Raw genomic sequence first — 20,058 nt, 5'->3', positions numbered from 1 at the left:
GTTTCGTGTCCATAACCGCCGTATTGTTTCTAATTGCTCGTCCTTCTAAAATAATCGTGAAATAGAATAAAAATTTGTTTCATGATTTATTGTTTGAACCGAAAACTCAACCTCAAGCTTCTGTTCGTTTTAACATAAACTGTTTTTGAATTGTAGTGGACTTACCGGTTGATTAACAGTGAACTATCGGTACTCCACCTTACTTGGTGAGCTTGTATCCATTTTGGAAATATACTTGTCCAATTCCGCCATCCACTCCTCAAATTATTATATTCCACTATTTTCATCTAAAAAAGAAAGCATTTTCCTTGTATACTTACAGCATGGAAGGAGCTGAAGCGAATTGAAATTTTTATTCATGATTTTAGTATTATCGATTCTTTTCAAACTAATTAAGAAATCCTATCAAAATACAAAAGATGTTCAGATAAATGAAATTACCGTTAACAAACACCTCTCGCCTGAGCAAAATCCAAGCTTATCAATTTTACAACTTTCAGACTTGCATCTTGAAAACATCTCGATTTCTCCAGAAGAACTTTATCAAAAAATAATAAATCAACCAATTGATATTATTGCCTTGACTGGTGATTTTCTTGATCGGTCATGGACCATACCTAAGCTTATTCCGTATTTAGAAGTTCTGAATAAAATAAATGCTCGTTACGGTATGTATGCTGTACTTGGAAACCATGATTATGTATTAAAAAAGAAAAATTTAGATAAACTGATTCAAACGCTAGAGGACCATAATTGTAAAGTGCTCCGTAACCAAAACGAGACCATTCTCGTCCATGGACGCCCAGTCAATATCATTGGGGTTGATGACTTCAGTACAAAGCGAAGCGATTTGACTGCTTCGTATGCAAACCTAAGCGATGGTACAAATCTGGTACTAACGCATGACCCTAATGTTGTGCTAAACATGAAAGACTATCATTTTGATTATTTGCTTTCTGGTCATTTGCATGGCGGGCAAATTTGTTACCCGAAGGCCTATCACCTTGTAAAAATGGGCAAACTACCGCGCATGAATATTATTAAAGGAATGCATATGATTGATGGAAAGCCTTATTATATCAGTGAAGGGCTTGGACAAACGGGGGTTAATATCCGTGTTGGTAGTCGTCCGGAAATCACGTTTCACAAGCTTCCACTTATTTCAAATACGAAACAGAGTCAACAAGCAATTTAAAGCTGCTTCCTATTAGCAGCTTTTTTTCTATTTGCGATAACGTTCAGTTAACATGTTAGTGGACATGAATAAATAGCTTGGTTTGTGGTTTTTCACAATTTCTTTTATTGATAAATTGTGGTTGGATAATAATTCAATTGGCAAGAACGCAAAGGTTTTAAACAATCTGTAAAGTGGATGCGAAATGTCAAATACTTCAAACCCTAGTCGTGTGCTAGCTTTATTTAACGATGTAATTCCGATAATTCCTTTGATTTCTTCTTTCCGTGGATGTCGCCGAATAAACTTCTCCAATTCAGGTAATGAGTTTTGCATACCACGATAAATCATTTTTGCTCGGCGAAGTTCACTTTTGATTTCTTTTAGTTCGTATAAAAGCTTGGCATTGTGAAGATGGATTTTTACAAGAAAATCATTCCGATTAATTGTTGTTCCGTCCGACAACATGATTTCTCTCCCCTTATACTTTGTTAAACGTACTCTGAGGATGTTTCCTTTACAGGGTAAACATTGAAGGCGATTAAAAAAATAATAAATTGGGTCGAGGAAATTCCAGACAGTAAGGACATAACTTCGCATCTTTCTGCTCCTTTTTTGATGATGAAATGCACATAGGTTGCTGTTTTAATTTAACCAGTTTTGACTTCCCTCATGTTTGTAAAAATATCCATGCTATTACCGCTGGTCCTTTTTATAAATGGCTGTTTTCGTAAAGTTTGTTGTTAAAATCCTAAAGCCGATTTTAACGAGAAAATAGCTTTTCTCTTCGATACTACTTAGTTTTTAAGCTCTTATCTCCTCTTATAAACGAATTTGAAGGGAATCATAGTTAAATCATTCTATGTTTTCTTTAAAAAGCAACAATGTTTGAGAAAAGAGCCTTATAAATAAAAAAACAGTCAATTCCCCCAAAAAGGAAGAAAAATTGACTGTTTTTTGGCTCAGCTAAGTCTTATCAAAGGTGATAGGGCCGTACTTAGTTTGATTTTTTTATCTTCCGAGTTTTCCCTAAGAGATAGGTTAAAACGAATGGAACAATTAAAACGATAACCATCCCGATAAAGAACGAGCCCCATTTATCAGGAAAAATCGATAAAAACGCTGGCAATCCACCGACACCGATGGACGGTGCTTGTACACCAGCCATTGCGATAAAAGCTCCTGCAAGAGCAGACCCTATCACTGCAGAAATAAACGCAAACCGAAAGCGTAAGTTTACCCCAAACATCGCCGGTTCCGTAATCCCCAGATATGCGGATACTGCTGATGTCGCACTCAAGCTTTTAAGTTTCTCATTTTTCAACACGAAGAACATTGCTAACGCAGCCGTTCCTTGGGCAATATTGGAGAGTGCAACCATTGGCCATAAAAACGTCCCACCAGTGCTACCGATTAATTGGAGATCTACAGCCAAGAAAGTATGATGCATCCCAGTAATAACAAGTGGTGCATAAAGGCCACCGTATATGAGACCACCGATTAATGGAGCAACATCAAAAATGCCAACTACCGCATTGGTAATTGCGTTTCCAATGGCAAATGTGATTGGCCCAATGGCAATAAACGAAATAAAACCTGTTACCAATAAGGCAACTGGTGCAACTATTAATAATTGAAAGGCATCCGGAATTCTCTTCCGCAACCCAACTTCAATTTTAGCTAACACATAAGACGCAAGTAAAACCGGTAAAACTTGCCCTTGATATCCAACCTTTTGGACGGTTAAACCGAATAAATTCCATGTAGGGATTTCCTCTGTTGCCCCGTAACCCCAGGCGTTCAATAAATCAGGATGGACAAGCATTAACCCCAAGACAATTCCGAGAAGTGGGCTCCCACCAAAACGGTTCACTGCGGACCAACCGATTAAACCTGGTAAGAAAGTGAACGCCGTGTTGGCGATTAAGTTGATGATGCTTGCGACATCTGCCCATTGTGGATAAACATCAGTGACCGCTTCTTCAAAGAAGATCCCTGGACCAGTGAGAACATTATTGATTCCCATCAGAAGACCAGCCGTCACAATTGCAGGTAAAATCGGAATAAAGATATCTGCTAAAGTTTTAATGGCTCGTTGAAGTGGGTTTAATTTTTTTGATGCTTCATTCTTGATATCCTCTTTGGTCGCTTCTCCAATACCTGTTTGAGCGACCATTTCTTTATATACTTTGTCGACCGTTCCTTGACCAATCACAACTTGAAACTGCCCATTAGTTGAAAAAGAACCTTTTACAAGGTCATTCTCCTCAAGCGCATCTTTATCGACTTTTGCTTCATCCTTCAAAGCAAATCGTAAACGTGTCACACAATGCGTTGCGGCGGAAATGTTTTCTTTCCCTCCAACCGCTTGCACAATTTTTTCCACAGACTCTTTGTTTACGCTCATCTTCCATCCTCCTATTACCCACGTTAAAGAATCATAAATCTATACAGAAAAACAAAAAATATCAGCCTCTACTCTCTTTTACCTTTTGTTTACAATGCTCATCCTATTCTTTGGTAATTAACTGGAAGAGTCCTTTGAATACAATAAAAAATGGGAACATACTTCCTACTCGCTTTGAGGAAGACAGTTCCCATTTGGTGAAGTAAATTATTGTTTCAAGACAAATTGAGGCAATGCAAAACAACCGGTAACGACTTCAGAGTTCACATACTTTGTCTCTTAGTTATCAACCTTACTTGGTACCGGTTCCGTATACTGTTTTGAACCGATTGTGAAGCTCCACAGACCTCCAGGATAAGTCGGAACGACAGCGGTATACCGCTTTACATGCGGAAAAAATTCCTCAATGCGATGATACGTTTGATTCATAATCTTTTTATGAAAAATCGGCGATTGACTTTGACAAACCATAATACCGTCTTGTTTCAATGCTTGATAAAGACTTTGGTAGAAGCTTTTCTCGAACAGCACATGCGCAGGTCCAACCGGGTCGGAGGAATCTACAATAATGACATCATACTCATTCTTTTTCGTTTTCGCAAAGGCCACGCCATCTGCGAAAATAAACTCGACCCTTGGATCCGAAAGTTTTCCTGATACAGCAGGCAAATACTGCTTGCACGCGGTTACCACTTGACGATCAATTTCAACCATATGAATCTTTTCAATATTTTCGTACTTACAAACTTCTTTTGCGACACCGCAATCTCCACCACCAATAATTAAAACTGTCTTAGGATCTGGATGAATCGCAAGTGGCACATGAGCAATCATTTCGTTATAAATGTATCCGTCTAAGGATGTGGTTTGTACCACGCCATCTAACACCAACATACGGCCAAAATCATATGAATTGAGAATCATCAAATGCTGGAAAGGAGTTTGTTCTTCGTATATCACTTCTTTAATGCGATAACTCACTTTCAAATTATCTTGTTCATCCTCAATCAACCACAAATCCCCATTTATCTCTTCTAAATAGTTCACCAATTTGCTTCGTCCTCCTCAATAAGCAAAATCTTACTGGTTATTTTTCGGTAATTTTTTCATGGTGACATGCACCATCCAGTTATTTGGTAATTAGCTCCCTTTTGTTTCAAAGCGAAAAAACCTTTCCATTTTTCAACTTTTAGAAGTAGGAGCTTGTCGAGTCTATCATAATAGAAATATAGTTTTTCGTAAAAAGAATATACTTTTCAATCGAGATTTAAGTGTCATAGTGGTCCTTTTACTATTGCCAATCAAGGAATTGAAACAAATCGTTCCCAACTTGAGTAAAAATACTCTATCCACTCGTTTCCGATGACAAATTAGAACTAATTCGAAATGTAAATAGGTTGACCTAAACGTCTCGAATACACTCCGTGGCTTTGTGGCTCTAGCGGAAGATGGTGCTGTTCTCCACTCTCTAGAACTTGATTTGATTTGTGAAGAAGTTGTTAATATCTTCGACTATGCTGCTGAAATTTGGCCAATCAATAGTTAAAGAATTTACCTACAAAAGACAACTAACGTTTAATGACAATAAAAGCCTAAAAAGTTTAAACCTTATAAAGGCGAAACTTTTTAGGCTTTTTCTCATCCTTTCGCTTTTAAAACTTGATTAAACCAACTAAATAATTTAACAACACCATAAAACAACAAACTTAGTTAAAAAGTAGGTAACTGGTCCAAGTTATTTTCTTTGACACCATCTGGCTCACTGCGGAGAATGTCACGCCCATATTTATGAAATACATCCACATGTGCTAATCTTCCAGCTTTCGCTTCTTCTAAGGCGGTCACGTAATCCAATTCACGTCCACTCTCGGTTTTAAAGGCAATCAAATCGCCATCGTCATTTTTACGCACAGCGACAATCTGTTCTTTACCAGGTTGGACCTCCACATTTGATTCCATTTGTGCTTGCTGCTCACTTTGTTGCTTATAATTTTGATAAATTTGGTTAAAATCTTGATTGTTGTCCATAAAATCAGCCTCCCGAACATTAGTTTGCACTAATTAAGAGGTTTTATGTATGCATTCAAACACACTAAACGTTTTGCCATACGCCACTATACTTCTTCTTATACTTTTCATCCTCTTCTTCCTCAATTAACCTTAATGCGAGTGACTTTACTTGCTCATCATGAGTTTCATCAATAAGTCTCGCAATCCATGTATAATGTCAAAGCGAATTAACGTATAATTTTTTTCACCTACACAAGTATGAAAACGCTCTGTGATGCTTTTAAGGACGAGGTCTTTTTGCTCATCGCCAGCAAGTGCGATCCTCCAAATGCTTTGCAAACTATGGCGTGCAGTCACGAACTTTTTATCTTTGGTGACTTCCCATATGGAGGGATAATCACGTAAAATTCGTTTTTCAGGGTCACTAATGGCAAGCTGACTAAGGAACTGCGCCGCTCTTGAACGTTTATGAGCGTCCTTATCAGTTAACTCTGTAACCAACTGGTTCAAACTTCATAAGCCCAATTCACTGGTTCTTTTGTTACGAGCATGATTTTTTGATAGGCTACGTACTGTTCTTCTTTGTCTGTTGAAGTTAAATTTTTAAAATATGTCTCGGTACTAGCATCCACTGGTTTCTCTCTCCCTATAATTAATAGCGTTTTTCAAATCCACCGCCCCAGAGTTCACGACCACCGGTATGTCCAGTATGCTGATGATAGTCGCGGTCAACCAACTGCAGTTTGCCAGGTTCTTCATGATGATGCCATGCATAGCCGTCAGGTGTGTTGCCGACTTTTAATCTCTCAATATCTTGTTGATCCAAGTTTAGTTCATGAACTAAATCCGAATTTGTCTCCAAAGCTTGATGTAGTTCTATATTAGCATAAGCAAAATGAACATCGTCAGAATAAAGATACAAGCTTTCTGGTAACTGTATTTCATATCCAACATCAAACACAGGAAAAGTCCCGGTTACTTCCCCAATCGGTAGTTCAATCGTTTTTTCAACAAACGGAACCTTTGTGTCAGCTTTGACATTTTCTTTTGATTTATCCTGTTCTTTATGAGTATTTTTAAAATCGACACTCCCCACAGAAAACATGAAACCTGCATTCACTTTACCGTTCTTAAGTCCAGCGGGTTTCCCTTCATACATCACTCCTGACGTTTTAACCTGATAAGTAAGAGAGTTGCCAGTATTATCAAGTATTTCTAGAGCCGACGCTTTCAATGGGTCCACACCTGATTCTGATTTTAGTTCCTTCTTTGAAAAAACATCAACACTGTCGTGGTCAGCTTGATTGATTTTCTTCCCGACACGTTCCATCGCCTGTTTCGTACCTTCTGTTATACCGGCACCAAATTCTTCGACCCCCGGAGAATGAAGCTTTTTGCCAACAAAACGAACTCCACCACCTAGCACAACCCCCGCTACTGTTCCAATGCCTTTTCCAATCACATGAAAGAATCCGATGATAATCCCCTCCATAACATTTCATCCTATCTACATGATTGCCAAAGATGAAACAGTGCATAAGTTGTCCATTAGTGGAAGATAAAAGAAATATTTTGAGTGAGGATAGAACATGATTTATTGTTCAGGCAAATCAAAGCTTAAGCCTTTTCTATATAACAAAATGTCCCAAAACAAATCAGTCGTTTTGGGACTTCAAAATTTGTTAATATGGCTGCCAAGTTAGCTTACTTGCTTTATTAAATCGGTCTTCAACTTCCTTCCAGTTAACCACTTTCCACCAATTTTCAACATATTTTCCTTTTTCGTTTTTATACTGAAGATAATAAGCGTGCTCCCATACATCTAATACAAGCAATGGAATTGTATCCCATTGAGTTAAGTTTTGATGTTTTTCTGCTGTCAAAATTTCTAATCTGTGAGCGCGCGGAGACCAAACGAGAATAGCCCAACCGACAGCTTCAACATTCTTCGCTGCTTCTGTAAAGTGCTTTTTAAATTTGTCAAAGCTTCCAAAAGATTGATCAATCGCTGTTTTTAATCTTCCCGATGGCTTGCCACCGCCATCAGGACTCATTACATTCCAAAAAATCGTATGAAGATAATGACCAGAACCATGAAAAGCGGCTTCTCTTTCCCAATGTTTGATCAAGCTAAAATCGTTATTGTCACGAGCTTTTTTCATCTCTTTTTCAGCCTTGTTTAACCCATCTACATACCCTTGGTGATGCTTCGTATGATGAAGTCTCATAATTTCTTCTGCAATGACTGGTTCCAATGCATCATAACGATATGGCATTGGTGGTAAACGATGACCACCAATCGGTACAGGTTGAAGTTGCATCCCCTCTTGACGCTCTGCCTGGCTGAGAAAAGAATTTAATTCATCATGTAACAAAGTTGCTTTTTCATATAAAGAAACTTCATCTTGAATATCGACTTCTGCTTCTACTTCTCTTTTTAATAAACTTAATTGTTCTTCCCAAGTTTGTATTTCATTTTCATCCATACGCCCGATTAGGTGATCTTTTACATCGATAAACGTAAACTCAATTTCGTTGCACCAATCAGCGATTATTTCTCGGTAGGATTTTTCCGCCAAATTCTTTCGCCTCCCTAGGAATAAAACATCTTTAACAGCCTATGAGGCAAATATTGGATTGGTGCCCGTTTCAGGAGCCTTCCCCTGTTTTATAAAATTGCTTCGAAAATGTTTTTGGCGGAGAGTCCTTTTTCATATAAGCATGCCAATACGCCCCGGCGATAAAAATCGCGCCGCCAACGGCATTCCCTAAGAGCACAGGGATAAAATTATGTAAGTATTCAAACCAGGAAAAATAGCCAGCAAAAATTGCACTTGGAATCACAAACATATTCGCTACAACATGCTGGAACCCGACCGCTACGAACGCCATTGTTGGAAACCAAATGCCAACAATTTTCCCAATTAAGTCATCTGAGGAGTAACAAAGCCAAACAGCAGAGGCAACAAGCCAATTGCATCCAATCCCTGAAATAAACGCTTGGATAAAAGTTGCGTCAAGTTTATGAGCCGCAATCGATACCGTTTCCGCTAGATATGGAGCGGACTCCGTTAGACCCACCACATGTCCGAAAAAATAGGCAATAAATACAGCGCCGAGAAAGTTGCTAATCATCACGAAAAACCAATTGATAAATACATGATGCAAGGTAACACGATTTGCGAGCTTGGCAAATGGAACTGTCATCATATTGCCAGTTAACAACTCCCCACCAACGAGTAAAGTTAAAATTAGTCCGATTGGGAACACCGATGCTCCGACCAAACTACTGAGCCCTTGTAAATGCTCGGGAAGAACGGCGGTTACTCGGATTGATAATAAATATCCCAACGCAACAAACGCACCTGCTTGGAAACCTAAAATGAAAATTTTCAAGAAGGGGTAGCCGGTTTTATTGACACCTGTTTCAACGATTTTTTCGATATTTTCTTCTTGAGTTCGATATGCCATTCCTTTTGCGCCTCATTTTCTTTTTTGTTTGTGAAACTCCTCACTTAATATTAAATAGTTTTAGGAAGATGCACCTCTTACTAAGATGTAACTTGGTGTTCACTTTCATTTTCATTGTCACTTCCTCCCTACACTGCAAATCCATCCTGCTCCATTCTTCTATGTACCTCTTCATTCTACTCTTTTCTTTTTCGAAGAAGCTTTAAAAATATTACAATTTAATAGAGATTTATTGTGAAAAAAGCACGAAAATTTCTCTCCTTCATGCTAGAATGCTTTTAAATAGTACTTAACAAAGGCTGATAACGTGGAAGTAGTTATGAAAATCTATACATGATTTTAATGAAGATGTTGTTTATAGGCTATCTCCTAAAAGGTCTACCCAAGTTTACAACTAAAATAGCCCTTAACTTTTTCCATTAACAACATATTTTGCGAAAAGACTTTATTAAAAATAGCTAAGAAATGGAGCAGTTTCCCAATGATTTTATTAATCGACAACTATGATTCTTTCACTTTTAATCTATTCCAGTATATTCGTGAGCTTGGCGAAGACGTGGTTGTGAAACGGAATGACCAGATTACAATAGCGGAAATCTCAAAATTGAACCCTTCCCATATTCTGTTGTCTCCTGGTCCAGGGAACCCTGATTCTGCAGGTATTTGTTTAGAGGTTGTCCAAACTTTTTATCAGGAGATTCCGATTTTTGGGGTATGTCTTGGTCAGCAAATTATTGCCCAAGCATTTGGATGTCAAATTATTAAAGCCAAACGGCCGATGCATGGAAAAGTCTCTTTAATTGAACATGACAATCAAGGCGTTTTTACTGGACTTTCAAAGCCTTTGCAGGTGGCACGCTATCATTCATTAATAGTTGACGAGCACACGGTTCCTCATTCTCTTGAAATCAGTGCTCGCAGTACGGATGGAGAAATCATGGCGTTGCGGCACCGGGCGTTTCCCGTTGAGGGCGTTCAATTTCACCCGGAAGCGATTCAATCAGAACAAGGGCTAGATTTGTTGCAAAACTTTTTTATCAACCAACCAGCACAACAACAAAAGGAAAAATTAAATTATGACACAACTAGAACCCCTATTATCGTTTGAGTTTGCCACTAGTGATGGCCATATTAAGCCACTTACATTTAAAAATGCAAAGAAGATCTTTTGTGCTAATTCTATTGATGATGTGATTCCTATGTTAAAAAAAGTACAAAATGAAGTGCAAAATGGCTTTTATGCTGCTGGCTTTTTATCCTACGAAAGTGCACCTGCATTTGACACTGCTTTTAAAGTGAGTAAAGGTGGAGAATCTTTTCCACTGCTTTGGTTTGGAATCTTTGATGAACCGCATGAATCACCGCTTGCTAGTTCAGGAGTGTATCAAATTTCAGAGTGGACTCCTTCCGTTCCAGTTGAAACATACGAAGAAGATATCAACACGATCAAACAGTTCATTGAGAGCGGTGAAACATATCAGACAAACTACACCATTCGGCTAAACGCGAAATTTACTGGGGATGATGTGGCTTATTTTGAAAAACTAAAGAAAGCACAAAATGCGAATTATTGTGCTTATCTTCATACTGGAGAGGTGAGTATTCTTTCCGCTTCGCCTGAATTGTTTTTTCACTTAAAAGGAGAAAACATTACCACCCGTCCGATGAAAGGCACGGTGAAGCGAGGTCCGACACCAGAAGAAGACAAAAACAATGCGGATTGGCTTTATCATTCTGAGAAAAACCGGTCTGAAAATGTGATGATTGTGGATTTGTTGAGGAATGATTTGGGCATGATTGCTGAGCCGGGAACAGTCCATGTTGCTAAGCTTTTTGAGATTGAAGCTTATCCAACCGTACACCAAATGACTTCCACGATCACGGCAAAACTCGTGGAAGATACCAAATTGGTAGATGTGTTTAAAGCCTTGTTCCCATGTGGTTCCATTACTGGTGCGCCGAAAATTAAGACGATGGAAGTAATTGCTAATTTGGAAACGTCTCCCCGCGACGTTTATTGCGGAGCAATTGGTTATATCACCCCTAATCAAGAAGCTATTTTTAATGTCCCGATTCGAACGGTGCTAATTGACCATCAAACTGGAATAGCAACCTATGGAGTTGGCGGCGGCGTGACATGGGATTCAACCGCTGACGGAGAATATGAGGAGGTACTCGCAAAAGCTAGTTTTCTACAGGAAAAACGAGCAGACTTTCACTTATTAGAAAGTTTATTGCTTGAGAATGGTCGTTATTTTTTATTAGCTGAACATTTGGAGAGGCTTGAGCGGAGCGCGTGTACATTTGGCTATCAGTTTAGGCGTGATGACGTAAAACAGCATTTGAACAGCTATGCCGCTTTGCAACAAGAGGATAGAAAAGTTCGCCTTTTGCTACATAAAAACGGTGAGATCACGATTGAGGGGCAACCACTTTCTGCTTTTGAATCACCTTTTACTGTCACTTTGGCCGATGAACCAGTTGACCGCGAGCACCCTTTTCTATATCATAAAACGACAAATCGTGAAATCTACAACTATTTTCAACAGAAAAAGGCTGATGACGTTTTCGACGTTTTGCTTTGGAACCAAGATAGAGAGCTTACGGAGTTTACCAATGGCAATCTTGTTGTTGAAATGAACGGAGAACTTTGGACGTCACCAATTTGCAGCGGTTTATTAGCTGGAACTTTCCGGCAACACTTACTTCAAAATAATGTGATTAAAGAAAAAGTACTAACAATAGAAGATTTAGAATACGTGAGTCAAGCATGGTTTGTGAATAGTGTCCGAAAATGGGTACCAGTGCAATTTGATTAGAAGTAGAAAAAAAGGAGTATTCCACCGTACAAGTAGGAGGAATGCTCCCTTTTTCTAGTATTCTAGGTTTCAGATGTTAAAAACTTGATGACATCGGGAAATCGCCGCTTAAATGTTTCATAGTTATGTAGTGCGCCTTCGATTTGACGAGACTCCGCTAGTTTCACTTTGATTTTCAACAGTTGGAAAACTGTTTGATTGGAGTCCAGAAACAGCTCACTCACTCTATCGTTTTCGCCAGCTTCTGCTGTGCCGCAATCTAAGTAAATTTTTTCAAGGGAAGATAAATCACTCTTTGTAATGATATTTTCTATTTCTTCTTGGTTTCTGTAATAAGCTGCGGATAGGGCGGCCACTCTTTTGAAAATATGCGGATAGCAACAAGCGGCATACGTCGAAATCAGCCCACCCAAGGAAATCCCAGCCATATAAGCTTGTTCAGGATTTGTTCGATATGTATGGTCGATATGCGGCTTTAAATTTTCGACGATAAACTTTATATACTCCTTCCCTTTCCCCCGTAAGTCGGGATAGATCCGATTAACTTTTCGGTGAAAGTGCCGTTTTTCCAGGGGCAATATTCATTAACTCTTTCTTCCCCTTCTGTATTTTGATCAATCGCCACAACAATCAAATCAAGTTCTTGATCATCTAAATATTTGTGCAATTTTAGTGAAACACCGTTAATCGCCTCCTCGTTTCCAAACACATTCTGGCCATCGTGCAGATACAAAACAGGATAACGACGAGATAAACCATGTTGATAGCTTTTCGGAAGGTAAACACGAATTTTTCGATCCTTCCCAAATAACGAAACCGAAAACATTTCTATCATAAACTCCCCCACTTTCAATTAACAATTACTGGATGGTGCCTGGCACCTTCCAAATTCATTCCATGTCTTCTAATGCTTTGTGAATGAAGTGTAATGTGGTTTCTAAGTATAGTTTATCTTCATTTAGTAATTGGTGATTGCCTCCATGTATTGTGCAGATGGTACAGTTTGGGAATTTCTTTTTGATAAAAGATAAGTTGTATTGCCAGTCGACCGTTTGGTCCTGGTCGCCTTGGATAACAAAAATCCTTTTAAGTGACGGTGCCTTCTTTTGAATCCTTCGATACCATGTATGTAACGCTTCAAACCATATTAGCGGGAGCTTGTCATGTTGTAGTGGGTCCTGTTTTACCACTTCGAGATAGTTATGATTTGAGGAATTCCGTTTAAAGACCCGTTTAATTTCTTTTAAAAAATGGTTGATCAGTAAAAAACCCAATCTCGAGCTATACCAACGATAGGATCGCACTAACGGTGCCAGTAAGATAACTTTTTCAAATGGAGAAGAGCTTTCCAATAAATAGTCGATACAAATTGCTCCTCCGGTACTATGGGCTACAACGGCTAACGGCAAATCTGTATCTTTGAACCTGTTATTGACCAAGTCTTCAAAAACGTGAACATAGTCATCAAAGGCTGTGATCTCAGCTCTTGGCCCAGAAGACAACCCATGCCCTGGCAAATCAAACGTCATCACTTGATATCGTTCTGCTAAGAGATGATCGATTAAATTCCGCAGGGAACCTGAATGATCTAAGTAACCATGTAAGACAACCACACGGCCGATTGGCTCATTAGGGGTAAAACTCTGAAGGAATATATTTTCCCGCTTTATTTGGTAAAACTCATAATGATGATAAACATCGGACCAATTTAATTGATAATAATCTAAATATATTTGAATATCTGCTGTGCTCGCATCTGTTGTGATTGATTTTATTTTGGCTTTTACGTCTAGTTTTCGCTTCATTTTCGAAATTCCTTCCTTTTAACAAAGCATCCTTTTTCTAATCATTTACAGATTCTTTCGTTTTACTATAGGTAAACTTGAAAAAATCCTTGCTCTAATATTTTATAGGTCAAATAGGTTAGGAATAAATACCCATAACCCCTAATAAAATTATATTGTTCAACACATAAGGGGGTTAAATTATGAGAGTAGGGATTTGGTTTTTAAAGCTAGCTGCTTTCTATTTTTTAGTTGGAGTTGCGATGGGATTAACGATGGAAATCATTGGTGATCATCGTCTATCTGGAGCACACGCACATATTAATCTAATTGGTTGGGCCTCAATGGCTCTATTCGGAATTATTTACGTTCTCTTCCCAAAAGCTGGCGAAACGAAACTAGCTCAACTTCATTTTTGGCTTTATAACATATCTTTCCCATTATTTATGCTAGGATTATCCTTCATTCTTTTAGGAAACGAGTCGCTTCTGATTTTATTAATGGTTTTCCCTAATTTCCTTGTCTTAGCTGTCGTGTTCTTTGTTTTAAACGTATTTTTACAAGTAAAAGTGGAGCATGTGAATTCCTTTTTAAACAAGAATTGATTTTGTATAGCCCTAAGATGACTATAGACAAACTTAATAAAATGAGCCTGCCAAAAACGCTGGTTGGTGACTGTTTCCTGTGGGAGATCTTCTTTCTGTCTTTCAAACGCTGCTTGTTAGACACATTCCACACGGATTTTCTAATTTCTGCCCTTCAAACGCTAATTGTTAGACAGATTCCTCGCAGAGACTCTAATTTCTGTCCTCCAAACGCTGCTTGTTAGACAGATTTCTCGCGAGGACTCTGATTTCTGTCCTTACAGTTTTTTTGCTGTTTCTTCTTTGTCATTTGAGACCAAAAAGATTTTTATTTCCAAAACACTTCCATCTCTTCCGCTGAAACCGCTTGACTAAAATAATAGCCTTGGGCTTCGTCACAATGATGCTTTTTCAAAAAGCGAACATGCTCTTCGGTCTCGACTCCTTCTGCTATGACTTTCAGATTTAAATGATGGGCCATCATAATGATAGTCATTACGAGTGTTCGATCACTTGCCGAACAGATATCACGGATAAAGGATTGATCAATTTTTAATTTATCGATTGGAAATTTTTTTAGATATGAAAGAGAACTGTAACCCGTTCCAAAGTCATCAATACTGATGTTGACTCCAATTTTCTTTAGGTCTTGCAAAATTACGATAGCACACTCGACATCCATTGTAATATTTTCAGTGATTTCAAGTTCTAAATAGTTGGCTCCGAGTTCTGTCTCCCGCAAGATTGTTTCAATCTGTTTCACTAAATGTGCTTGGAATTGTTTTGGTGAGATATTCACCGATATCGTAATGGGCGGAAATCCTTGAGCTTGCCAGTTTTTATTTTGTTGACAAGCTTCACGAATCGCCCACTCCCCAATTCGAAATATTAAACCAGACTCTTCAGCGAAAGGAATGAATTCACTCGGAGCAATGACCCCTTTTTCCGGATGGTTCCAGCGAATTAATGCTTCAACCCCAATGATTTCTTTACTTTCAAGATTGAACTGCGGTTGATAAACCAGAAAAAGTTCGTTCCTTTCTAGCGCTTTTCTTAGGTCCATGTCCATCTTAATCTCATTTTCTTTTTGTTTCATCAATTCCTGAGCAAAGATTTGAAAGCGATTGGAGCCTTGCTTTTTCGCATGATACATTGCGATATCTGCATGTTGAATTAAAGTATCCGGATCTACCCCATCACGCGGAAAAAGAACCATTCCGATGCTTGGGGTTATGACTATTTCATGATTCCTAAGTGTGACTGGTTTGGATAATTCCGCTAAGATTTGTTTTGCGAGGTGTACAGCTGTATCTAAATTTGAATCTGATAGCAAAATCGTGAATTCATCGCCACCATGTCTTGAAATCAGATCATTTTCGCGTAGACAGCTTTTCATTTTATCCGCAATCTTTATTAGTAATTGGTCTCCTATTTCATGACCTAGATTATCATTTACTAGTTTGAATCGGTCGAGGTCCACAAACAATAAGGCAAACTCGCTTTCCAGTTTGGTGGAAATGTCGATCAATTCCGTTATCCTTTTATAGAAAAGATTTCGGTTAGGCAAGTCTGTTAGTTGGTCATGGTACGCCATATGCTTTATGATTGCTTCATTTTGCTGTTGTTCCGTTACATCAATTACAGTCCCAATTACCGCATTTTTCCCATTATACATAATTTTTGTTCCATAAACTTGTAAAGTAATGACGGTTCTGTCTCTCTTAAGCGCCCGGTATTGATATGTATTGGTTGTGTCCGATCCCGCTAATCTTCTTTGAACATTGTTTTTCACTTTATTAATGTCGTCAGGATGAATAATTTCATCTAAGCTCTTCGTAATGGCTTCTTCATAAGAGTAACCAATTATTTCACATAAACCAGGGTTGACGTAAACCATACGATTATCTTGTAAAATATAGACGCCAACAAGTGAGTGTTCCACTAGGCTCCGATATTTCGCCTCAGCCTCCAGCAACTCCTGCTCAGCTTGTTTTAGTTCAGTGACATCTTTGATAATACTGTAGACTCCTATGACTTTCCCGTTTATGACAATTGGAATATTGATTACCTTGTTCTGTCGATGATTCCCCTCTGAATCGATAATTACGCACTCAAATGCATTGACCGTTCCTTCCACTGCCTTTTTAAAATTACTTTGTGCTTTTTCCAAATCCTGTTTAACAATATAAGGTGTAAACGGTTTGTTCACAAGGTCCTCAATCCGGTAGCCAAACAATGAAGTTAACGCTTGGTTTGCAGTTAAAAAGCGACCTTCTAAATCGAATGTTAGAATCGTGTCTGGGTTTTGTTCGTACAAAGACTTGTAGTATTGTTCATTTAATTGAATCGTTTCTTTTTGAGTATCCATTTTTTGATCGATTTTAGTGATCACCAATAAAAGAATACCAACCATAACAATGGTGGTTTCGACGCCAATGCCTAATAAAGTTGTCTTGACCATTGGCGTAAAATGTTCACTATGCCCATCATAATGATAAACGAAATCCGTTGCGAGCATTGCGAGATAATGCAAGCCGCTAATGGCACTGCCTAATAACAGACCACTTTTTAATTTACCCCAAAAATAAGCACCTTGGGTGATAAAGGTTTTAAAAGCGAGAGTAGAACAAATGCAACTAAATATTACCCCGCCTAAAGTAAGGACAGGATCATAAGAAAACTCATATTGCTGATGGAAGGTGCTCATTCCACTACCGTGGCTGACTCCTATTCCAATCCCCATGAGGACTCCGCTAATTGTTGCGCGAAATGCGACTATCTTTTCGGTAACGACAATAAAGAGAGGAATAGTCGATAACAAAAAAGCCAAGACAAACGTTAACAAGAAATTTAAAGGAGAATACTCTACCGGATGCGGCATCATAAGCGCCAGAATCCCGATATAATGCATCGACCAGATTCCAAGCCCTAGATTAAAAGCACTGCCTAGCAACCAAGATGCTCTTTTCATCCCATATAAGTCTCTTGCTCTTACGACGAGTTCTATCGCAGTATAAGAAGTGAGGATAGACGTGATAATCGATAAGATAAAAAGGATGGAATTATAGTTCGTAAACAGGCTAATGTTTCCCATTAATGCATTACACCGCCAAATAAATTTTCAGAATAGAAAAACTCAGAACCTTACTAGTCCTGAGTTTTTTCTTATAATTAGTTTTCGATTATCCATCATAATTATACAAATTGTTGAGCTCCATTCACTGGTGCTGATTGAGATTCGTTTAAACGGAAACACTTCGTTCAGGTACAAACATTTATGTCTGACAAAAATAAAGAATGCATAGAGGAATTCTATTTAAGGGATGCTTTGTTTTCTTATAAAAGATCATTATAAAACTTTACTTAAAAATGATTGTGTCCGACTATTTTGCGGATCTTCAAAGATTTGGTTTGGTGAACCTTCTTCCATGACAATTCCTTCATCCATAAAAATAACCCTGTCACCGACTTCTTTAGCGAAGCCCATTTCATGCGTGACCACGACCATGGTCATTCCTTCGCTCGCTAAGTCTTTCATGACCTGTAGTACGTCTCCAACCAGTTCCGGATCGAGTGCTGACGTCGGTTCATCAAACAGCATCACTTTCGGCTCCATTGCCAGTGACCGTGCAATGGCTACTCGTTGCTTTTGACCGCCTGATAAACTTTCAGGATAAACTCTCGCTTTGTCTGATAAACCGACTTTCTCAAGTAAAGGCAAGGCAACTGCTTCGGCTTGTGCGTCTGTATAACCTTTAATCTTTCGTGGCCCTAACGTAATATTTTCAAGTACGGTCATATGTGGAAAAAGATTAAAATGCTGAAACACCATTCCTACCCGAGAGCGAATTGAATTGATATCAATTTTTGGGTCAGTTAACGATTCTCCGTCCACATATACCTCACCGCTTGTTACTTCTTCTAACAGATTTAAACAACGTAAGAAAGTACTTTTGCCCGAACCAGAAGGACCGATTACACAAACAACCTCTTTTTCTTTGATCTCAGCGTCAATTCCTTTTAATACTTCAAGTTTTCCAAACGATTTATGCAAATCTTTTACTTGTATCATTAAACATCGAGTCTCCTTTCAACCCTTCTTAAATAAATTGAGGTTGGAATTGTAATGAGTAAATAAAGCACACAAACCATGGTTAATGTTTCAAAAGGTGTAAATGTCGTAGCATAATAGGTTTTCGCTTTATATACCATTTCCCCCACCGCGATGGCTGAAAATAACGACGTATCTTTTAAGCTAATCACAAATTGGTTACCAAGTGGCGGAATCATCCGCTTAAATGCTTGTGGCCAAATAATATACCGCATCGTTTGACCTTTGGTTAAGCCGATGGAACGTCCAGCTTCCATTTGGCCTTTGTCAATGGAATGTACAGCTCCGCGAACGATTTCGGCGATATAGGCGCCGGCGTTGAGTGCAATGGCTAAAATAGCAGCCACGAGTTTGTGCATGTTAATATCCATTAGCTGTGATAATCCGAAGTAGATAAAGAGAATTTGTGCCAATAATGGCGTTCCCCGGATCACTTCAACATACACAGATGATAGACCGTAAATGAATTTATTCTTTGATAATCGCCCTAGACCGGTGAAGGCCCCGATAATAAAGCCGAAGAAAAGCCCGGCAAAAGTGATGAGCAATGTATATACTAATCCTTCTAATAGATAAGGCATTGGTTTGATATATTCTGAGTTTAAAAATACTTCCATGTTCTCTCCCCTCTTATAATTGCTCTCTTCTTGGCAATTGCTTTTGCATTCAAGATGAGAGATTTCGTTTATTGATGTTTTTACCCTTTAAGCAGCTTCACATGCTAGGAAGGTAAGCTTGCCATTACGCAATGTTTTTATGACAATCCGCTTCGAATCGAACTAACCTACTGAATGATAAGAGCCTCGTGTAGGTCACTAATCTAAGTGTAAAAAAAGTGTAACAAGATTGAACTTGCTACACTTTTTATCAGGTGTTTATTTCTCTGTGCCGAATGGGCGCTCCCCAAACCATTTTTCGTAAATGTCATCATAGGTGCCATCTTCTTTGAATTTAGCAAGTGCTTCGTTGAAAGGTGAAACAAGCTCTGAACCTTGTTTAAAGGCTATCCCGTATTGCTGTGCTTCGGCAATATCCCCAACTGTTTTCAAGCTACCATCTGCTTTTTCATTTACGTAATATAATGCGTTCGGAGAATCATAGACAACGGCATCAATTCGACCACTGCGTAGCTCCATATAAGCTTCAACGATTCCTTCAAATGGAATCACTTCTGCATCCGGGTAATTTTCTGTTAAGTAATCAAAACTAGTAGATCCTGTTCGTGTTGCAACCTTTTTCCCTGAAAGATCATCCATGGACGTAATGTCTTCGTTATCTGCTTGGACTACCGTAATTAAACCTGCATCGTAATACGGATCAGAGAATTCAATTTTTTCTTTTCGTTCATCGGTAATCGTAATTCCAGCAATCCCAATTTCGAATCGTCCACTTTCCATTCCGGCAATCAGCCCGCTAAATTCTAGCGTTTCAAACTGAATTTCCACGCCCGCTTCATCCGCAAGTGCTTGAATCAATTCGATATCAAACCCTTCCATTTCCCCTGTATCAGGATTTTGAAACTCAAACGGCACGAAATTGCTATCGGTTGCTACTGTATAAACTTGACTATCCCCAGATTCATTACTAGAACCATCATTCGATTCACCAGATGACTCCTCACTTCCACCACATGCTGCTAGCAAAACCAAAACAAAACTGAGCATTAGTGATAATAAAAATCCTTTTTTCAAATAGCTC

Annotated in this window: 19 protein-coding genes and 1 pseudogene; 4 read left to right on the top strand and 16 right to left on the bottom strand. The window is 38.6% G+C overall.

Annotated features, from left to right (window positions below; all coding sequences use genetic code 11):
• The first annotated feature begins 343 nt into the window (after window positions 1-343).
• On the top strand, window positions 344-1,195 hold the full coding sequence (locus M3182_RS09165) for a metallophosphoesterase (protein WP_251557790.1): 852 nt from the start codon (window positions 344-346) through the stop codon (window positions 1,193-1,195).
• A gap of 27 nt (window positions 1,196-1,222) precedes the next feature.
• Here M3182_RS09165 and M3182_RS09160 read toward each other — a convergent pair whose 3' ends face one another.
• The 9 genes and pseudogenes from M3182_RS09160 to M3182_RS09125 all read right to left on the bottom strand — a co-directional run bounded on the left by M3182_RS09160 (window position 1,223) and on the right by M3182_RS09125 (window position 9,062).
• Window positions 1,223-1,774 (bottom strand): YkoP family protein, encoded by a 552-nt coding sequence (locus M3182_RS09160; protein WP_251557788.1) that lies wholly within the window; start codon window positions 1,772-1,774, stop codon window positions 1,223-1,225.
• Between the two features lie 397 nt (window positions 1,775-2,171).
• The gene (treP, locus tag M3182_RS09155) at window positions 2,172-3,581 is read right to left on the bottom strand and encodes a PTS system trehalose-specific EIIBC component (RefSeq protein ID WP_251557786.1); all 1,410 of its coding nucleotides are present in this window, start codon (window positions 3,579-3,581) and stop codon (window positions 2,172-2,174) included.
• Window positions 3,582-3,788: 207 nt separating this feature from the next.
• Window positions 3,789-4,628, bottom strand: a pseudogene (speE, locus tag M3182_RS09150) (polyamine aminopropyltransferase).
• 663 nt (window positions 4,629-5,291) lie between these two features.
• Window positions 5,292-5,609, bottom strand: coding sequence for a DUF3892 domain-containing protein (locus M3182_RS09145; RefSeq protein ID WP_251557784.1), 318 nt, complete (start codon window positions 5,607-5,609; stop codon window positions 5,292-5,294).
• 147 nt (window positions 5,610-5,756) lie between these two features.
• Window positions 5,757-6,101, bottom strand: coding sequence for a hypothetical protein (locus M3182_RS09140; RefSeq protein ID WP_349775439.1), 345 nt, complete (start codon window positions 6,099-6,101; stop codon window positions 5,757-5,759).
• Window positions 6,098-6,223, bottom strand: a complete 126-nt coding sequence (locus M3182_RS26380) for a hypothetical protein (protein ID WP_349775438.1) — start codon at window positions 6,221-6,223, stop codon at window positions 6,098-6,100. The genes M3182_RS09140 and M3182_RS26380 overlap by 4 nt, the downstream gene beginning before the upstream one ends.
• Window positions 6,224-6,243: 20 nt before the next feature.
• A complete protein-coding gene (locus tag M3182_RS09135; RefSeq protein WP_251557782.1) occupies window positions 6,244-7,083 on the bottom strand; it encodes an HNH endonuclease in 840 nt (279 codons plus the stop codon).
• 190 nt (window positions 7,084-7,273) lie between these two features.
• Entirely contained in the window at window positions 7,274-8,170 is an 897-nt protein-coding gene (locus M3182_RS09130) for a superoxide dismutase (RefSeq protein ID WP_251557780.1), read from the bottom strand.
• Window positions 8,171-8,240: 70 nt separating this feature from the next.
• The gene (locus M3182_RS09125; RefSeq protein WP_251557778.1) at window positions 8,241-9,062 is read right to left on the bottom strand and encodes a formate/nitrite transporter family protein; all 822 of its coding nucleotides are present in this window, start codon (window positions 9,060-9,062) and stop codon (window positions 8,241-8,243) included.
• Between the two features lie 481 nt (window positions 9,063-9,543).
• Here M3182_RS09125 and M3182_RS09120 point away from each other — a divergent pair, with 481 nt between their 5' ends.
• Window positions 9,544-10,170 carry an anthranilate synthase component II gene (locus M3182_RS09120; protein WP_251557776.1) on the top strand — a complete coding sequence of 209 codons (627 nt, stop codon included), beginning with the start codon at window positions 9,544-9,546 and terminating at the stop codon, window positions 10,168-10,170.
• Window positions 10,139-11,881, top strand: coding sequence for an aminodeoxychorismate synthase component I (gene pabB / locus M3182_RS09115; protein WP_251557773.1), 1,743 nt, complete (start codon window positions 10,139-10,141; stop codon window positions 11,879-11,881). Before M3182_RS09120 ends, pabB begins: the two co-directional genes overlap by 32 nt.
• 62 nt (window positions 11,882-11,943) lie before the next feature.
• Here pabB and M3182_RS09110 read toward each other — a convergent pair whose 3' ends face one another.
• From M3182_RS09110 to M3182_RS09100, 3 genes are read right to left on the bottom strand one after another with little or no spacing between them, the layout of a single operon-like run.
• A complete protein-coding gene (locus M3182_RS09110; RefSeq protein ID WP_251557772.1) occupies window positions 11,944-12,459 on the bottom strand; it encodes an alpha/beta hydrolase in 516 nt (171 codons plus the stop codon).
• Complete coding sequence (locus M3182_RS09105) at window positions 12,378-12,716, bottom strand: alpha/beta hydrolase-fold protein (RefSeq protein WP_251557769.1); 339 nt, start codon at window positions 12,714-12,716, stop codon at window positions 12,378-12,380. The genes M3182_RS09110 and M3182_RS09105 overlap by 82 nt, the downstream gene beginning before the upstream one ends.
• 55 nt (window positions 12,717-12,771) lie before the next feature.
• Complete coding sequence (locus tag M3182_RS09100; protein ID WP_251557767.1) at window positions 12,772-13,686, bottom strand: alpha/beta hydrolase; 915 nt, start codon at window positions 13,684-13,686, stop codon at window positions 12,772-12,774.
• A gap of 182 nt (window positions 13,687-13,868) precedes the next feature.
• Between M3182_RS09100 and M3182_RS09095 the strand changes: the two genes are divergently transcribed.
• Window positions 13,869-14,270 carry a cytochrome-c oxidase gene (locus tag M3182_RS09095; RefSeq protein WP_251557765.1) on the top strand — a complete coding sequence of 134 codons (402 nt, stop codon included), beginning with the start codon at window positions 13,869-13,871 and terminating at the stop codon, window positions 14,268-14,270.
• A 307-nt stretch (window positions 14,271-14,577) separates the two neighbouring features.
• On the opposite strand, the gene M3182_RS09090 is transcribed toward M3182_RS09095, so the two are convergent.
• The 4 genes from M3182_RS09090 to M3182_RS09075 all read right to left on the bottom strand — a co-directional run bounded on the left by M3182_RS09090 (window position 14,578) and on the right by M3182_RS09075 (window position 20,024).
• The gene (locus M3182_RS09090; protein WP_251557763.1) at window positions 14,578-17,343 is read right to left on the bottom strand and encodes a bifunctional diguanylate cyclase/phosphodiesterase; all 2,766 of its coding nucleotides are present in this window, start codon (window positions 17,341-17,343) and stop codon (window positions 14,578-14,580) included.
• Between the two features lie 255 nt (window positions 17,344-17,598).
• Entirely contained in the window at window positions 17,599-18,321 is a 723-nt protein-coding gene (locus M3182_RS09085; protein WP_251557761.1) for an amino acid ABC transporter ATP-binding protein, read from the bottom strand.
• Window positions 18,321-18,977: an amino acid ABC transporter permease gene (locus M3182_RS09080; RefSeq protein WP_251557759.1), complete on the bottom strand. Its 657-nt coding sequence runs from the start codon at window positions 18,975-18,977 to the stop codon at window positions 18,321-18,323. The genes M3182_RS09085 and M3182_RS09080 overlap by 1 nt, the downstream gene beginning before the upstream one ends.
• 258 nt (window positions 18,978-19,235) lie before the next feature.
• Window positions 19,236-20,024, bottom strand: a complete 789-nt coding sequence (locus M3182_RS09075; protein ID WP_432806697.1) for a transporter substrate-binding domain-containing protein — start codon at window positions 20,022-20,024, stop codon at window positions 19,236-19,238.
• Between the last annotated feature and the right edge of the window lie 34 nt (window positions 20,025-20,058).

Source organism: Mesobacillus maritimus, from assembly GCF_023715205.1.
GTDB lineage: Bacteria > Bacillota > Bacilli > Bacillales > Cytobacillaceae > Mesobacillus_B > Mesobacillus_B maritimus_C.
Note: the sequence above shows the minus strand (reverse complement) of the source record. Positions and strands in the feature narration are given on the sequence as shown.

Excerpts from the sequence above, each read along its gene's own strand:
- M3182_RS09160 (WP_251557788.1), bottom strand. The coding sequence starts at position 1,774 with ATGCGAAGTTATGTCCTTACTGTCTGGAATTTCCTCGACCCAATTTAT.
- treP (WP_251557786.1), bottom strand. The coding sequence starts at position 3,581 with ATGAGCGTAAACAAAGAGTCTGTGGAAAAAATTGTGCAAGCGGTTGGA.
- M3182_RS09145 (WP_251557784.1), bottom strand. The coding sequence starts at position 5,609 with ATGGACAACAATCAAGATTTTAACCAAATTTATCAAAATTATAAGCAA.
- M3182_RS09135 (WP_251557782.1), bottom strand. The coding sequence starts at position 7,083 with ATGGAGGGGATTATCATCGGATTCTTTCATGTGATTGGAAAAGGCATT.
- M3182_RS09125 (WP_251557778.1), bottom strand. The coding sequence starts at position 9,062 with ATGGCATATCGAACTCAAGAAGAAAATATCGAAAAAATCGTTGAAACA.
- M3182_RS09120 (WP_251557776.1), top strand. The coding sequence starts at position 9,544 with ATGATTTTATTAATCGACAACTATGATTCTTTCACTTTTAATCTATTC.
- pabB (WP_251557773.1), top strand. The coding sequence starts at position 10,139 with ATGACACAACTAGAACCCCTATTATCGTTTGAGTTTGCCACTAGTGAT.
- M3182_RS09105 (WP_251557769.1), bottom strand. The coding sequence starts at position 12,716 with ATGATAGAAATGTTTTCGGTTTCGTTATTTGGGAAGGATCGAAAAATT.
- M3182_RS09100 (WP_251557767.1), bottom strand. The coding sequence starts at position 13,686 with ATGAAGCGAAAACTAGACGTAAAAGCCAAAATAAAATCAATCACAACA.
- M3182_RS09095 (WP_251557765.1), top strand. The coding sequence starts at position 13,869 with ATGAGAGTAGGGATTTGGTTTTTAAAGCTAGCTGCTTTCTATTTTTTA.
- M3182_RS09090 (WP_251557763.1), bottom strand. The coding sequence starts at position 17,343 with ATGGGAAACATTAGCCTGTTTACGAACTATAATTCCATCCTTTTTATC.
- M3182_RS09085 (WP_251557761.1), bottom strand. The coding sequence starts at position 18,321 with ATGATACAAGTAAAAGATTTGCATAAATCGTTTGGAAAACTTGAAGTA.
- M3182_RS09080 (WP_251557759.1), bottom strand. The coding sequence starts at position 18,977 with ATGGAAGTATTTTTAAACTCAGAATATATCAAACCAATGCCTTATCTA.
- M3182_RS09075 (WP_432806697.1), bottom strand. The coding sequence starts at position 20,024 with ATGCTCAGTTTTGTTTTGGTTTTGCTAGCAGCATGTGGTGGAAGTGAG.